The 13,221-nt window shown below is 63.9% G+C and carries 21 protein-coding genes; 18 read left to right on the forward strand and 3 right to left on the reverse strand.

The features are described 5' to 3' along the window. The first annotated feature begins 62 nt into the window (after positions 1-62). A complete protein-coding gene (locus ACIGHN_RS13475; RefSeq protein ID WP_396504769.1) occupies positions 63-506 on the forward strand; it encodes a helix-turn-helix domain-containing protein in 444 nt (147 codons plus the stop codon). Between the two features lie 53 nt (positions 507-559). On the opposite strand, the gene ACIGHN_RS13480 is transcribed toward ACIGHN_RS13475, so the two are convergent. Continuing rightward, entirely contained in the window at positions 560-1,333 is a 774-nt protein-coding gene (locus tag ACIGHN_RS13480; protein ID WP_396504770.1) for a hypothetical protein, read from the reverse strand. A 93-nt stretch (positions 1,334-1,426) separates the two neighbouring features. On the opposite strand from ACIGHN_RS13480, the gene ACIGHN_RS13485 reads away from it, so the two are divergent. From ACIGHN_RS13485 to ACIGHN_RS13560, 16 genes are read left to right on the forward strand one after another with little or no spacing between them, the layout of a single operon-like run. After that, positions 1,427-2,059 carry a hypothetical protein gene (locus ACIGHN_RS13485; protein WP_396504771.1) on the forward strand — a complete coding sequence of 211 codons (633 nt, stop codon included), beginning with the start codon at positions 1,427-1,429 and terminating at the stop codon, positions 2,057-2,059. Beyond that, positions 2,056-2,499 carry a hypothetical protein gene (locus ACIGHN_RS13490; protein ID WP_396504772.1) on the forward strand — a complete coding sequence of 148 codons (444 nt, stop codon included), beginning with the start codon at positions 2,056-2,058 and terminating at the stop codon, positions 2,497-2,499. The genes ACIGHN_RS13485 and ACIGHN_RS13490 overlap by 4 nt, the downstream gene beginning before the upstream one ends. Then, entirely contained in the window at positions 2,496-2,759 is a 264-nt protein-coding gene (locus tag ACIGHN_RS13495; protein ID WP_396504773.1) for a hypothetical protein, read from the forward strand. Before ACIGHN_RS13490 ends, ACIGHN_RS13495 begins: the two co-directional genes overlap by 4 nt. Next, on the forward strand, positions 2,756-2,986 hold the full coding sequence (locus ACIGHN_RS13500) for a hypothetical protein (RefSeq protein ID WP_396504774.1): 231 nt from the start codon (positions 2,756-2,758) through the stop codon (positions 2,984-2,986). The genes ACIGHN_RS13495 and ACIGHN_RS13500 overlap by 4 nt, the downstream gene beginning before the upstream one ends. 3 nt (positions 2,987-2,989) lie before the next feature. After that, positions 2,990-3,325, forward strand: coding sequence for a hypothetical protein (locus ACIGHN_RS13505; protein WP_396504775.1), 336 nt, complete (start codon positions 2,990-2,992; stop codon positions 3,323-3,325). Beyond that, on the forward strand, positions 3,322-3,639 hold the full coding sequence (locus ACIGHN_RS13510) for a hypothetical protein (RefSeq protein WP_396504776.1): 318 nt from the start codon (positions 3,322-3,324) through the stop codon (positions 3,637-3,639). Before ACIGHN_RS13505 ends, ACIGHN_RS13510 begins: the two co-directional genes overlap by 4 nt. Before the next feature lie 41 nt (positions 3,640-3,680). Next, on the forward strand, positions 3,681-3,902 hold the full coding sequence (locus ACIGHN_RS13515; RefSeq protein WP_396504777.1) for a hypothetical protein: 222 nt from the start codon (positions 3,681-3,683) through the stop codon (positions 3,900-3,902). 16 nt (positions 3,903-3,918) lie between these two features. Continuing rightward, the gene (locus tag ACIGHN_RS13520; RefSeq protein WP_396504778.1) at positions 3,919-4,251 is read left to right on the forward strand and encodes a hypothetical protein; all 333 of its coding nucleotides are present in this window, start codon (positions 3,919-3,921) and stop codon (positions 4,249-4,251) included. Between the two features lie 12 nt (positions 4,252-4,263). Continuing rightward, positions 4,264-6,876 carry a ParB/RepB/Spo0J family partition protein gene (locus ACIGHN_RS13525; protein WP_396504779.1) on the forward strand — a complete coding sequence of 871 codons (2,613 nt, stop codon included), beginning with the start codon at positions 4,264-4,266 and terminating at the stop codon, positions 6,874-6,876. Then, entirely contained in the window at positions 6,873-7,265 is a 393-nt protein-coding gene (locus ACIGHN_RS13530; protein WP_396504780.1) for an ASCH domain-containing protein, read from the forward strand. Before ACIGHN_RS13525 ends, ACIGHN_RS13530 begins: the two co-directional genes overlap by 4 nt. Next, the gene (locus ACIGHN_RS13535; RefSeq protein WP_396504781.1) at positions 7,262-7,477 is read left to right on the forward strand and encodes a Lar family restriction alleviation protein; all 216 of its coding nucleotides are present in this window, start codon (positions 7,262-7,264) and stop codon (positions 7,475-7,477) included. Before ACIGHN_RS13530 ends, ACIGHN_RS13535 begins: the two co-directional genes overlap by 4 nt. Continuing rightward, entirely contained in the window at positions 7,474-7,809 is a 336-nt protein-coding gene (locus tag ACIGHN_RS13540; RefSeq protein WP_396504782.1) for a hypothetical protein, read from the forward strand. Before ACIGHN_RS13535 ends, ACIGHN_RS13540 begins: the two co-directional genes overlap by 4 nt. Beyond that, complete coding sequence (locus ACIGHN_RS13545) at positions 7,806-8,315, forward strand: hypothetical protein (protein WP_396504784.1); 510 nt, start codon at positions 7,806-7,808, stop codon at positions 8,313-8,315. Before ACIGHN_RS13540 ends, ACIGHN_RS13545 begins: the two co-directional genes overlap by 4 nt. A gap of 2 nt (positions 8,316-8,317) precedes the next feature. Next, positions 8,318-9,304: a hypothetical protein gene (locus ACIGHN_RS13550; protein WP_396504785.1), complete on the forward strand. Its 987-nt coding sequence runs from the start codon at positions 8,318-8,320 to the stop codon at positions 9,302-9,304. Continuing rightward, entirely contained in the window at positions 9,304-9,663 is a 360-nt protein-coding gene (locus tag ACIGHN_RS13555; protein ID WP_396504786.1) for a DUF4031 domain-containing protein, read from the forward strand. Before ACIGHN_RS13550 ends, ACIGHN_RS13555 begins: the two co-directional genes overlap by 1 nt. Beyond that, the gene (locus ACIGHN_RS13560) at positions 9,656-9,904 is read left to right on the forward strand and encodes a hypothetical protein (RefSeq protein ID WP_396504787.1); all 249 of its coding nucleotides are present in this window, start codon (positions 9,656-9,658) and stop codon (positions 9,902-9,904) included. The genes ACIGHN_RS13555 and ACIGHN_RS13560 overlap by 8 nt, the downstream gene beginning before the upstream one ends. Here the strand turns inward: ACIGHN_RS13560 and ACIGHN_RS13565 are convergent. Beyond that, positions 9,867-11,108 (reverse strand): tyrosine-type recombinase/integrase, encoded by a 1,242-nt coding sequence (locus ACIGHN_RS13565; protein WP_396504788.1) that lies wholly within the window; start codon positions 11,106-11,108, stop codon positions 9,867-9,869. The two genes, ACIGHN_RS13560 and ACIGHN_RS13565, sit on opposite strands and share 38 nt — an antisense overlap. Before the next feature lie 172 nt (positions 11,109-11,280). Beyond that, the gene (gene icd / locus ACIGHN_RS13570) at positions 11,281-12,540 is read right to left on the reverse strand and encodes an NADP-dependent isocitrate dehydrogenase (protein ID WP_396504789.1); all 1,260 of its coding nucleotides are present in this window, start codon (positions 12,538-12,540) and stop codon (positions 11,281-11,283) included. A 201-nt stretch (positions 12,541-12,741) separates the two neighbouring features. On the opposite strand from icd, the gene ACIGHN_RS13575 reads away from it, so the two are divergent. Beyond that, positions 12,742-12,957, forward strand: a complete 216-nt coding sequence (locus ACIGHN_RS13575) for a hypothetical protein (protein WP_396504790.1) — start codon at positions 12,742-12,744, stop codon at positions 12,955-12,957. Positions 12,958-13,221 lie beyond the last annotated feature (264 nt).

Raw genomic sequence — 13,221 nt, forward strand, 5'->3', positions numbered from 1 at the left:
TGTTAGGCATGACTAATAAATCAGTCAAGCATGCCTAATCATTTATCCGTTAGGCTAGACTAATGTCGTCGCTCGCAGAACGCGTTGAAGATCGGATGAAGGCACTTGGCCTTCGTCAGGTTGACTTGGCGCGCCTATGCCAAGTCGCGCCAGCCTCTGTTGCACAGTGGCGTAATGGGAGAACCAAAGAGATTGCTGGCGAGAAACTACTGCTGGCCGCTGCGGCACTGCAGTGCTCACCAAAATGGCTGGCGACAGGCAAAGGTCCGATGGACGCAAACGCCATCGCCTCTCAGACCCCCATTGGCACCCGGGAGCCTGATCCCTGGCAGATAGACGCTACCGCAAGGGAGGCGTTACGGATGTTCCAAGCACTACCGCCGCTGGGGCAAGCTGAGGCATTGGACTACCTCAAATATTTGGGCACGAAGCACCCAAGCTCTTTCAAGACCACAGGCGCGCAACAACGTGATCCAGTTCCCAGCGCGGCGAAACGCGCAGCCTGACCTGTGGGACACCTAGCAGGAACAACACGCCCGTGCTGCCCCGCCAGTGGGTGCTATTTTTCAGCGGACAGGATCGTGCCATCTGAAAACACAATCGCACGCGGCTCAAAACGCGTCTTGTAGTCGCCATCGCGCAGATTCCAGATGGCTTTGTGCTCTGCGATGAACTGGTTGTAATCGCGCACCCCCTCCCACTTGACAGTGCCCCCTGGCTGGATCTTCTCGGTAACGTCGAAACCTACTGCACCCAGATCCTTGTCAAACACGTCAACGAAAACGAGTCTGCCAGAGATACCCTTGATCTCTTTTTGCCCCTTGTTTTGGATCGCAATCGCGATCTCTTGCTGCTCACTGAAACGACCGACATCGTAATTTTTGGGCCTACGACCGAGCTTGATTAGAGCCACAGTCACTGCGTTATCCACTGCGGCGCGGGCCTCTGCAGCTTCCTTTTCCATCTTCTCCTTCAAAGCCCGCTCTTCCGCCGCCTTCTTCTCCTGGTCAGCGGCCCACTTCTTTTGCGCGGCAATCCCATCAGCAATAGTCGTCCCCAACGGCATCCCTTCTTTTCCAAAAGCCTCCCCGAGCTTCACCCGAACCAAGTAAGCAGAGATTAGCTTCTTATCCTCTTCGGAGAGATTTTTGACGTGGGGCGCGAGGTCGGTGTCCCACTTGCCTGTATCAGTTGGAATGATCGCCTCAGTGGGCTTTGAACATCCCGCCAAGGCGACACAAAACGCCAACGCAAACCCACACAAGACCCTTGATTGCATAGCTCCTCCCAGTGCTACCGGACCAGCACACATGTGCCCGGCAGGTTGTTTCAAAACAATTCTCCATCGCAAAACGTTAGTCATGCCTATTGACTGAGTCATTAGTTATGACTAACAATGCGCCCATCGTTAACTAACGAGGGCCACATGCAAACCCACCCCACCCCCAGTGCACCCGCGTGCACAGAGCCAAGCTCGCAGCACGAGACCGCAGCCAACCCCACCCCCTACACGCTGCGGTTCATGACCTGGCAGTGCGGCCACCACGGCCAGCGCCCCGAGGACATCCCGGTCCACAGCATTGAACAAGCTCAGGCCATCGTGAATGCGCTGGGGTACGCGATCAGCCAGCCAGGCCATGCACGCGCCGCGCTGTTCAACGCCGACCGCGGCACGTCCATCTACATGACCGACGACCATGCCGACCCGATCCAGAAGGATGAATGGCGCTGGGCGCAGCGCACCACGATTTACCACGCTACGCCGGATGAACTGGCCGAGCTGATGGGCCTGCAGGCCGCTTTCGATTACGCCTACGGTGGGGAGCTGAAGCAATGGGACGGCACGTCCTACCTTGATGAGATGGAGGTAGTCACCGCGCTGGATGTGGCTGCTATCGAGGCGGCGGTGGCCCCGGTGAGCTGGTACGAGTCCGACCGGCGGCAGGCAGTGTGCGACGTGCCGCCCGTCCTCAAGCCAGCAGCCGAGCTGCTGGAAGAGCTGCGCGAGGCTGCGCAGGAACTCGCTGCCGAAGCTGAAGAGCAAGGCGGTGCCGCATGACACGCCGCCCCACGAACGACGAGTTGCTGGCAATGCGAGTGCGGGAGCCGCGCAACGGCCAACGGACAACAAAGGTGTTCGTCCGCCTACCCTACCAAGGGTGTGCATTGATTCACGTAGACGCCGCCCAGTTTGAAGCGGCGCAGCGCGACAGACCTGATTTGGACGCCCTGTGCGCCCAAGCCTGCGCCACGGTAGCCGAAGAAGTGGATTTCCACGCTACCACCACGCTGGCCATGCAGCACCGCGAAACAGCCGCCATCCGGGCGCGCCTGGACAAGGCCTTGTTCCGCCACATGTACGAGGCTGCAAGCGCCATAGCGCTCTGCAACGACGACGGCGGGGACATGCAAGCCCGCTGGCTTGCCGTAGCCAAGCATGCCGGCATCAACCCCATCTCCTACCCGTTCGCCATCGACAACGGGAGGGCTGCGCCATGACCTCAGCCCGCGCCCTGCACATCGTGCAAACCACCGGCTGGTCCGACTACCTGCGCCCCTCCAACGGCGACCGCCGCTTTGCGGTCATCAAGGCCCCGCAGCTCCACGAGTTCCGCATCAGCGTGCCAGGCCACGACCCCTTCCACGGCCTGTTCCCCAACGCCAACGCGGCCCGCCTGCAGGCCGAACAGATCTACCCCGACGCGCACCCCGCCAGCGTGGTGTGCACGTCCCGCACCCGCCTGGAGGCCCACCAATGACCTACCAAGTCCCGCCCTACCGCCCCCCAGCCAAGGGCGCGCCCAGGGCGCTGCGCACGCCCTTCGTTCCCGTACAGCTGGTGCAGTCCACCAGCCGCCGCAAGCGCCCGCACTGGCTCGTGCGCGCCGTCGGCGTGGTGGGCAAGGCCTTCTTCCTGTCCTTCTGCGTGTTCGTGGGGTTGGTCACCTTCAGCGTGGCCTACCACTACCTCACGCTGGTGGGGTGAGCTGTGCACGCGCGTGCACAACCCACTGCGGGCACCTTCACGCTGCGCATCAGCGGCAAGGTCACCCGCAGCACCTGCCGCTACACACGCCACGGCGTGCCCGTGGTCGAGCTGGAGATAGAGGACGGCACCACAGGCCAAACCGTCTGCATCAGCCACCACTACCCCGACAAGGGCACCGCCAGCTGCGTTGCCGCCCGGTCCCTTGCCAGCCGCATGCAGGGCCAGCACGCCGACCTGCAGGCCATCAACCCCCGATTCAAAGCCAAGCGCCTGGAGTGCGAGGCAGACCTGATCAACCCACCCCAAACCAGCGCGCCCCGCGCCGACCTCGAATGAACTGCAAGACCACCACCATCCACATTATTGACCAGCCCGGCGGCGGCGTCATGGTGTACACCACCGCCGGCACGTCGCTGCCAGGCCAGCGCCTCACCCCCGGCCAGGCGCTGGCCACCGACCTGCTCACCCAGTGCGCCCACCGCGCAAGCGATGTGCGGTACTGGCACGGCAAAGACAAGGCCATGGAGCTGGTGCAAGAGCTGGTAGACCCCGAACAGTACGGCTACGCAGTCAGCCACGAGGTCTTCCGCGCAGCCAGCCGCCTGCTGGGCAGGCCCACCCCCAGCCAGCCAGGCGAGGTGCCCGCATGAGTGCGGCAATCATCACTGAACGCCGTCCCGAGCAAGACACCGTGCCAACAGGACCGCTGCGGTTCGTTGTCTGGATTGACGACAACTGCGGCTATGGCTCTCCCAACTGGGAGATGGACTACGGCTACTGCCGCACCGACCCGTCCGAGCCCTTGCCGGAAGCGCTGGCACACGCTGCCTACACCCGCAGCCGCGGCTACCCATCGCTGCTGATGCTGCCCGGCAAAACGCCCCGCACCGATGGCCTCTTCTGCCTTCCCTGACCCCACAGGAGACACCATGAACCTTCAACACCTGGCACGCACGAAGCCGCGCTTCCGCGGCGGCAAGGGCGGCGGCAAGCCACACACCCCCACCCCGGGCAAGGGCCGCAAGTCCATCCTGATCTACGGCTCCCAGGGCAGCGGCAAGAGCGAGGAAGCGGGGGAAGAGCTGTGCAGGCACTTCGACCTGCCTTACCTGCTGCCCGACTGGGTACCAGGCGAACGCTGGCCCGAAGAGGACCACATCGTCTTCAGCCACTGCCCGCCCCCCGACCACCAGCGCCGCGCCATCCCCATCCAGACCGCGCTGGCAATGCTCCAACACAACGCCCCCGGCTACCCCTTCTGAGGTCTCATCACCATGGCAACCGAAGTAGACGACACCCGTACCCGAGCCCTGCCCACGCCCGGAGCAGGCCCCCAGATGCGCATGCTGGCCGTGGCCGGCATCGTGGCCAGCACCACCAACCCGCGCAAGACCTTCGACCAGGCCAAGCTGCAGGAGCTTGCCGACAGTATCAAGGCCATGCACGTGCACCAGCCCATCCTTGTGCGGCCGCTGCCTGCGGCGCGGGTTGAAGAAACGTCCCGCGCGCTCAAACACAACGTGCCGGCCTGGCCCTTTGCCACCACCCGCAAGCGTGAGCCCATTGAGTACGAACTGGTGGCTGGTGAGCGCCGTTGGCGCGCCTGCCAGCTGGCGGGCGTGGCAGAGATCCCCGCGATGATCCGCGAGCTGACCGACGACCAGGCCCTTGAAGTGCAGATTGTTGAAAACCTGCAGCGCGTAGACGTGCAGGCCCTGGAAGAAGCCGAAGGCATCAACGCGCTGATCAAACACAGCCACATGACAGCGAAGGACGTGGCGCAGCGCATCGGCAAGAGTGTGCGCCACGTCTACCAGCGCCTGCAGCTGCTCACCCTGTGCCATGAGGTGCAAGAGGCTATGCGCACCGGTGGGCTGGACGCCACCAAGGCCCGCGAGATCTCGTACATCCCGGACCCTACCTTGCAGCAAAAGGCGCTGACTTACGCGTTGCAGAAGGAATGGAACGGAGAGCCGTTGCACAGCTCTCGAGAACTCGCGAGCTGGATCAGCAGCAACATCATGCTGCGCATGGACCGGGCCCGGTTCGACATTGCGAGCGACAGGCTTCACCCCGAGGCCGGCGCCTGCGGCACGTGCCCGAAGCGCACAGGAGCCAACCCCGACTTGTTCGGCAGCGACGGCCCGGACCTGTGCACTGATCAGGCGTGCTATCGCAAGAAGGAGGCCCTACACGATGAGGCTGCAGTTGCGAAGGCCAGGAAGACAGGGCACAAGGTCATCACGGCCGACGAGGCTCGGGGGTTGATTGTTCCAACGTCGTATGAGGACCGCCCAAATTTCAAAGGCTTCACGCTATTGGACGAATCGGCCTATGGCATCGGCGTGATTGGCACCACCGCGCGGAAAGCCCTGGGCTCTGACTGCCCCGAGACCACCATCATCATCCACCCACTGACTGGCAAGAGCATGGAGGCGGTGAAGACCAGCACCGCCAAGCGCCTCATCAGCGAGAAGCGCCAGGCCGCAGCCGCCAAAGAGGCCGACAAGGAAGTGGCCAAGAAAGCCGCACTGCCGGTGGACAAGCGCCCCGAGTACCGCACTGCCTGGCTGAATGCCAGCGCTGATGCCGTGGCCGCAAAGTTCCAGGGCGCTGATGTAGTTGTGCCGGCCGAGGCGCTGCGCGCCTACCTGATCGATGCCGCCGGCTACGAAGATGAAGGCCCGATTGGCGAAGCTCTTGGCCTACCAACCGAGTTTGATTGGTCAGAGATGGAGAACCGGCTGCACTCCATGCCGGCGGCAGAGGTGCCCGGCGTCTTCACACGGTGGCTGCTCTACCGCGCCATGGGCAGCACATATGGCGATGTGCTGGGCGACTCCACCCACATGCTGCCCCTCCTGGCGGGCGTTGCGGGCGTTGACGTGCGCGAGGTGCAAGCCGATGTGAAGCGCCGCATGGAGAGCGACGACCGCGCGAAGGAGCTGGAAGAGGCCGAAAAACGAAAAAAACCAGCTGCCGCGACCAACCTGGCTGCGCAAGCGGGGGAAGGTGCGGAGGGGGGCAAAAGTGCCAAGGCCGGCGCGAAAAAACCGGCTGCGCGCGCGGGCGCAAAGGCCGCTGGTGAGCCCAAGACGTCAAAGGCGCAGGCGTCAGCCGACATCGCGGCCGCGATGCAAGCGCTGGGCGAAGGGTCCACTACAGGCAGCGCTGCCGCGCTGCAGGGCGACGAAGCGCCGGCACCTGCCGGCGCGGGGCCGGTGGATAAGGCGGTGCCCAAGCTCAAGGCCCAGGACGTGGCGCCTGCGGCGCAGGGCAACGAGGCGCAGCCGCCCCTAGGGGGCGGTGCTGCGGTGATTGAGCGAGGCGCACTGCTGAAGGTCAAAGAGACCGCCAACGCGAAGAGCTGGCGCGGCCGCAGCGTGATCGTTGTCGACGTGCAAGCCGGCGGCATCAAGGTGCGTGCTGCCGATCAGCCCACCGCACACGCAGAGCGTGGAACATTCTTCGCCGAAGATCTGGAGGCCCCATCCCAGCCAGCCGGGTCGAAGCCAGGCCCCGCCATCGCCCACTGCACTCCGGTACGGGTCAAGGCCGATGTGCGCGGCCCCGGCGGCAAGAAGCTCAAAGTTTGCGGCCGCGTGGGCGTGGTGGCCAATGCCGGCGGCAGTTTGTTCGTGCACTTCGGCCCCAAGTCTGGCGACGTGCACACGGGCCTGAATTACGAGGACCTGGAGGTGTACACCGCAGATCCGCGTATCGGCAGCAAGGTGCGCGTGATCGGCCTCAAGGCCAGCGGCATCAGAGACCCCTACTTGTGGGAAGAAGGCGTGGTGCAGGCATGTGCAGGGAACGGCTGGGCGGTCAACTTCCCCGGCCGGGGCGAGAACACGTACGAGGCTCGCGAGCTGGAGGTCCTGGCATGAAGGTCATCAGCATCCGCCAGCCCTGGCCATGGCTCATCACCATGGGTTACAAGCCCGTGGAAAACCGCACATGGGAGACCGTCTACCGTGGCCCGGTGGCCATCCACGCGAGCCAGCGCGTGAGCCAGGACGACTACGCCGAGTGCGTGGACTTCCTGCGCACCACCCCGGGCCTGCGCCACATCGTTGACGCGCTGCCGGCACCCGAGGATCTGCCACGCGGCGGCATCGTGGGCCGCGCCGAGCTGGTGGCATGCACGCGCGTGCACGAGTCCCCGTTCTTCACCGGCCCTTTCGGCCACGTGCTTCACCACGCCGTGCCCGTACCCTTCCAGGCCTGCAAGGGCGCGCTGGGCTACTTCCGGTTGCCAAGGGGGGTTGTGCTGTGACTGCCGAACTACACCCCCTCAAGCCCTGCCCTTGCTGCGGCGGGGCAGCAGCCATGCACACCACCGCCGACGGCTGGGCATGGGTGGAGTGCTCACGCTGCCATCTGGGCACCCAGCAGTACCGCAGCGTCATGGACGACTGCCGCCCCCTGGTGGCCGAGGCATGGAACAAGCGCCAGCACGAACCTGCTCAGGAGGAACTGCCGCTATGACGCCCAAAGAGATGCAGACCCTCAGGGCGGCCGCAGCCGCCGCTGGCTTGCGCATAACCCACTGGCGTGAGCCTGGTGGCGCCTACGTCACAAGCGCCACCGAGCAACGCCCCCACCATTGGGACCCGGAGAACGACAGCGGCCACGCACTGGAACTAGCTGCCCTGCTGCGTATACCGATCTGGTTTGAAGATCACGCCGTCGTCGCGGACCAACGCAAATGCGGCGATCTCGGTTGGCGTGTCGAATTCGGCCTCTACGACGGCGAACGGGAACAAGCCATGCGCCGCGCCATCCTCAAGGCAGCGGCACACCGAAAGGCCCCCAAATGACCCACGGCCGCAAACCCCGCACCCAGCGCACGCGCGTACAAGACCCCGCGCGCCTGGCCGCTTGGCAATCTGCGCTGCTCAGCCGCAGCCAGGTCGAAACCATCATGACCCCGCTTCGCCAAGCCTTCACACGGCTGCGCGAGGGCGTGGCCACTGAACTGCAGTGGGCCCACCTGGTCAGTGCCATGAACATCGCCGACTCGGTGGCCATCACCAGCCCAATACGCGGCACGCGCGGGCACATCGAACCCGCGCAGCGCGCCCTGGATGGCGTCATGCGCCGCGCCATGGCAACCGGCGAGTGGCGCCCCACCGCCCTGTTCTACGAAGAGCTGGACCTGATCCGCGACGGCCTGGCCATCTACCACCACCAGCTGCGCCACCTCACGCGCGGCGAGTACCAGCGCGCCGAAGACCACGCGGCCGCAGACGTGCGCCGCACTGCCGGCGCCGTCGTCATCAACCCCACCCCGGCCAGTGAGCAGCTGGCGCTTGCAGGAGTTTGACCATGCCAGAAGCCGTCATCTACATATCGTTCAACCCTGCGTACAACAGCATCCGCTACTGGACACGCGAAGGGGCAGAGCGTGCCCGGCTGGAACAAGAAACGGGCGCCTTGGCCACCCCCTACTTTGCAACGCCAGCCCTTACCGATTCACACCTCAAGGTAGTGCGCGACCTTATCGAACTTGCCCGCCGCGTACACCTGGCGCTGGACGATAGCGAAGAACAACAAGGCCAAGATGGACGCCAACATGCCATTGACGGCCAGCACTTTGATGACCTGTGCGAGGCCATAGACCATCTGGAGGACCTTCCCGACGACAAGCCGGGCGAGATCATGGGACCAAGTAGCAAGGCTGAGTGGGCGCTGCGCCAGGTGCTGGTGCCAGACGGCGGCATTGAGGCCGAGCTGCGCCTGCTGCGCAAGAGGGTCGCCACGTATGAAGCGCGGGAGGCGTTGGGGTGGATTCCGGCGCCAACCCACCCTGACGATGCGGCCGTGGACGAGTTCGCCGCGGATCTCAAGGCTAAGCTGGCCAAGGCCCGCGCAAAGGGGCGCAGCGGCTGGGAAGATACTGCGAAGGTTGACCAACTGGATCTCGCCATGGAGCTACGTCAGCAGCTCCACAAGGGCGACCCGCTGGACGTCGCGGCGCTGGCCATGATGCTGCACATGCGCGGCGAGTCCACCAAGTTGCCCCCGCTGTCCCAGGACCTGGTGAAAGCCATCAAGGACGCGCCTGCTGGAAGCAGCGTGATTGAACACGGCGGGGCCACCATCTTCGTAAGCCGCGACAGCGACCACAGCGCGCCCATTCTTGGCATGATCCCACCCGGCAGCGAACTGCGGGCCCAAGTGGTCAAAACAGCCAACCTCGCGGGCGAGATCCAACTGCAGATGTGCAACGGCGCCGAGGTGCCGCAGGATCTTGAATCCGGCATGGTGGTGGACGTGCTGTACACCCCGGCCAGCAGCGGAGGGGCTGCGTGATGGCCGTCTACGTTGATGACATGTACCTCTCCCCCGCCGGCCAGATGGGGCGCATGAAGATGTCCCACATGCTGGCAGACACCGACGAAGAGCTGCACTCCATGGCCGACAAGATCGGCGTGGCCCGCCGCTGGTGGCAGAGCCCTGAGAAGACCAGTGGCAGTCATTACGACATCGCCATGGGCAAGCGCACCCAGGCCCTAGCCGCCGGCGCCATCGCAATCACCTGGCGCCAGGCGGGCGCCATGAACACCCGCCGCCGGGTCACAGGCGAGCTGGGCGACCCTGCGACGGCCGAAGCCTGGGTGCGGGAACGTTTTGCCGCCAAGCGCGCGGCAAAGGATGCCACCAATGAATGAAACCACCACCGTGGCCGCTTCGCCCGCTGCCTCGCCGCAGTACAACGACAGCAGCCTGCTGCGCGCTTCCGACATTTTCAGCACACCCAAGCGGCGCGGGGTGCTACCCATTGGCAAAACCACCTTCTACCGCTGGCTGGATGGTGGCCTGGTGCCAGAGGGCAAGAAGATCGGCGGCACGCCGCTGTGGCCCTACTCCGTGATCAAGCAACTAGCGGAACAACCACCCCAGTCCGAGTGATGGCGTCGATGCGGTCCGCGTACCACTGCAGGGCCTTGCGCCGCTCTTCGGCCAGCTCTGCATGCGTGTACGCGGCCACCACCTGGCTGCGCTCCTGGTGGGCCAGCAGCAGCTCGATCACGTCACGCGTGAAGCCGTTTTCTTTCAACAACGTGGCTGCCGTGGACCGCAGCCCATGCGGCGCAAACTCCGGCACGCCAAAATCCAGGCGCCCAAACATGTGGTTCAGGGTGGCATCGCCCATGGGGCGCCCCTCCCCTCCCCGGAAGCGCATCGGGAACATGTAGGCCCCGTGCCCCGTCATCTTGTGCAGCTGCTGCAGCAGCTCCAACGCCTGGCGCGAAAGGTACACACGATGCGGCCGCTTCATCTTCATCCGCTCGGCAGGCACATCCCACGTGCCTGCGGCCATGTCCACCTCGCTCCACTGCCCCAGACGCAGCTCAGACTTGCGCAGCATGGTGTAGGCCAGCAGCTTGGCCGCCAGCACCGTCAACATGCTGGCCCCGGCCTGCTTGTCCAGCTCACGCCAGAAGGCCGCCAGCTGCGGCTCGCGCAGGTGCACGTGGTGCTTTTTGGGCGGAATCACAATGGCCCCACGCACCGCGATGGCTGGGTTTGATTCCACGATCAGCTTGCGAATCGCGTAGTTGTACACCTGCTGAACGATCACCCGGCAACGGTCTGCAGTCACCGGCGTGGCCCTGCAGCCTTCCATCACCTTCAACACATCGGCCGCTTTCACTCTGGCCAGCGCCTTGTCGCCAATGTGGGGGTTGATGTACGAGTCCAGAAAGCGCACCACTTGGGCCCGGTACGACGCGGAGCGGTAAAACAGAGTCTCTTTCACCCAGAGGGCCGCAAAGTCGCGGAAGGCCACCCCGCGCCGCTCTTCCTCGATCCGGGTCTGCTCATCTCGCTTTCGCTCTTCCACGGGGTCTATGCCCTGCGCAACCTTGGCCCGCATGAGCGCGTGCACATCGCGGGCCTGCGCAATGGAAATCTCAGGAAACGGGCCGATGGTCAGCTTTGGCCGCCTTCCCTGAAACGAGTAGATGTATCGCCAGATCTTGGTGCCGGTGGTCAGCACCTCGACATACAACCCACCCCCATCCAGGAGCAGATAGTTCTTGTCCCTCGGTTTCGCGGCCGCAAGCTGCGACGCCTTGAGCTGGTAATTGATCGCGCGGCTATCAGTGGCCATGGTGTTCCATGAAGGTTGCAGGCACCCACGCCATGGAACACCATGGCACAGACCATGGAACAGATTGTATAGAACGCGGTGGAACTAACCGGAACGCAACGGGCATAAAAAAGCCCGCGCCATATAGGGCGGGCTGATTTTTTGGAACGCCAGAGAACCGGGTGAAACGGGTTCACATGTTGTCGATCATGACCTGCCCGAAGCCGGAACAGCTCACCTGCGTCGCACCTTCCATCAGGCGGGCGAAGTCATAAGTGACCTTCTTGGAGCCGATGGATTTTTCGAGCGAGCTCAAAATCAGGTTGGCGGCCTCGACCCAGCCCATGTGGCGCAGCATCATCTCGGCCGACAAAATTTCGGAGCCGGGGTTCACGTAATCCTTGCCCGCGTACTTGGGCGCCGTGCCGTGTGTGGCCTCGAAGCACGCCACCGAGTCGGACATGTTGGCACCCGGCGCAATGCCGATGCCGCCCACCTGCGCCGCAAGTGCGTCGGAGATGTAGTCGCCATTGAGGTTGAGCGTGGCCACGACCGAATACTCGGCAGGCCGCAGCAGGATTTGCTGCAGGAAGGCATCGGCGATGCTGTCCTTGATGGTGATGTCCTTGCCGGTCTTGGGGCTCTTGAGCCTGCACCAGGGGCCGCCGTCGATCAGCTCGGCACCGAACTCCTTTTGCGCCAGGGCGTAGGCCCAGTCGCGGAAGCTCCCTTCGGTGTACTTCATGATGTTGCCCTTGTGCACGATGGTCACGCTGGGCTTTTCATTGTCGATGGCGTATTGGATGGCCTTGCGCACCAGGCGCTCGGTGCCTTCGCGCGAGACGGGCTTCACGCCCAGGCCGGACGTATTGGGGAAGCGGATCTTCTTGACGCCCAGCTCCTCGCTCAAAAACTTGATGAGCTTCTTGGCCTTGTCGGATTCAGCTTCGAACTCGATGCCGGCATAGATGTCTTCGGAGTTCTCGCGGAAGATCACCATGTTGGTCTTCTCGGGCTCCTTGAGCGGCGAAGGCACGCCCTTGAAATACTGCACCGGGCGCAGGCAGACGTACAGGTCGAGCTCCTGGCGCAGTGCCACGTTGAGCGAGCGGATGCCCCCGCCCACGGGCGTGGTCAGCGGGCCTTTGATGGAGACGACGTATTCGCGCAGCACCTGCAAGGTTTCGTCGGGCAGCCAGACATCGGGGCCATAAACCTTGGTGGCCTTTTCACCGGCGAAGACCTCCATCCACTGGATCTTGCGCTGGCCGCCGTAGGCCTTGGCCACGGCGGCGTCCACCACCTTGATCATCACGGGCGTGATGTCGCGTCCGGTACCGTCGCCTTCGATGAACGGGATGATGGGCTGGTCCGGCACATTGAGCGACATGTCGGCGTTGACCGTGATCTTCTGCCCTTCGGCGGGCACGGTGATGTGCTGGTAGCTGGTCATGAAACGGTGGTCTCCAGTGGAAGCTGACAGGAATCAGCAGGTGATGCCTTGCCGGCATTCAGAACCGAACAATTCTAATGACAAAAAAAATCGCAAAAGACCCTGTCAACGCGCCCGCCACTGCTATCGTTGCGAGTGGAGCTGTGCGATTTTTGCGCATGGCCCTCAACCCTTCGTTCAACAACACTGGAAACGGCATATATGAAAAAACTCCTCGCTGTCCTGGTGGCTGGCCTGTTCGCTGCAGGTGCTTTTGCACAGGCACCCGCACCGGCTCCAGCCCCCGCTCCTGCCCCCGTCGCCGCACCCGCAGCTGCAGCACCGGCCCCCGTAGCGAAGACCAAGGCCGCCCACACGGCCAAAAAGAAGACCGGCAAGAAGGTCGCCAAGAAGAAAACCGCCCACAAGGCAGCCTGATCTGGGCCTTCAGGGTCCTCTCCGGCCCTAAACACCACCTCGGAATCGCCCGCATTTGCGGGCGTTTTGCTTGGTGGGCCGCACGACGGGCTTGCGGCACGCCCAGCGTTTTGCCAGCATGCGCGCCCTGCCTTGGAATTTTTGCGGCCCGCGTGCCTCCATCGTCAGGCAGGCGCGCTGGCTCCAGTGGCCTGCTTTATTCAGCCCGTGCAGCGCCACTGCACGCAACCCCTGCCCCATACTCTCGCCGTCCAGTCCTGTTGA

The organism is Acidovorax sp. NPDC077693 (assembly GCF_044542805.1).
Lineage (GTDB): Bacteria > Pseudomonadota > Gammaproteobacteria > Burkholderiales > Burkholderiaceae_C > Acidovorax.

Coding starts and splice junctions, on each gene's coding strand:
- ACIGHN_RS13475 (WP_396504769.1), top strand. CDS start 63: ATGTCGTCGCTCGCAGAACGCGTTGAAGATCGGATGAAGGCACTTGGC.
- ACIGHN_RS13485 (WP_396504771.1), top strand. CDS start 1,427: ATGCAAACCCACCCCACCCCCAGTGCACCCGCGTGCACAGAGCCAAGC.
- ACIGHN_RS13490 (WP_396504772.1), top strand. CDS start 2,056: ATGACACGCCGCCCCACGAACGACGAGTTGCTGGCAATGCGAGTGCGG.
- ACIGHN_RS13495 (WP_396504773.1), top strand. CDS start 2,496: ATGACCTCAGCCCGCGCCCTGCACATCGTGCAAACCACCGGCTGGTCC.
- ACIGHN_RS13500 (WP_396504774.1), top strand. CDS start 2,756: ATGACCTACCAAGTCCCGCCCTACCGCCCCCCAGCCAAGGGCGCGCCC.
- ACIGHN_RS13510 (WP_396504776.1), top strand. CDS start 3,322: ATGAACTGCAAGACCACCACCATCCACATTATTGACCAGCCCGGCGGC.
- ACIGHN_RS13520 (WP_396504778.1), top strand. CDS start 3,919: ATGAACCTTCAACACCTGGCACGCACGAAGCCGCGCTTCCGCGGCGGC.
- ACIGHN_RS13525 (WP_396504779.1), top strand. CDS start 4,264: ATGGCAACCGAAGTAGACGACACCCGTACCCGAGCCCTGCCCACGCCC.
- ACIGHN_RS13530 (WP_396504780.1), top strand. CDS start 6,873: ATGAAGGTCATCAGCATCCGCCAGCCCTGGCCATGGCTCATCACCATG.
- ACIGHN_RS13540 (WP_396504782.1), top strand. CDS start 7,474: ATGACGCCCAAAGAGATGCAGACCCTCAGGGCGGCCGCAGCCGCCGCT.
- ACIGHN_RS13545 (WP_396504784.1), top strand. CDS start 7,806: ATGACCCACGGCCGCAAACCCCGCACCCAGCGCACGCGCGTACAAGAC.
- ACIGHN_RS13550 (WP_396504785.1), top strand. CDS start 8,318: ATGCCAGAAGCCGTCATCTACATATCGTTCAACCCTGCGTACAACAGC.
- ACIGHN_RS13555 (WP_396504786.1), top strand. CDS start 9,304: ATGGCCGTCTACGTTGATGACATGTACCTCTCCCCCGCCGGCCAGATG.
- ACIGHN_RS13560 (WP_396504787.1), top strand. CDS start 9,656: ATGAATGAAACCACCACCGTGGCCGCTTCGCCCGCTGCCTCGCCGCAG.
- ACIGHN_RS13565 (WP_396504788.1), bottom strand. CDS start 11,108: ATGGCCACTGATAGCCGCGCGATCAATTACCAGCTCAAGGCGTCGCAG.
- icd (WP_396504789.1), bottom strand. CDS start 12,540: ATGACCAGCTACCAGCACATCACCGTGCCCGCCGAAGGGCAGAAGATC.
- ACIGHN_RS13575 (WP_396504790.1), top strand. CDS start 12,742: ATGAAAAAACTCCTCGCTGTCCTGGTGGCTGGCCTGTTCGCTGCAGGT.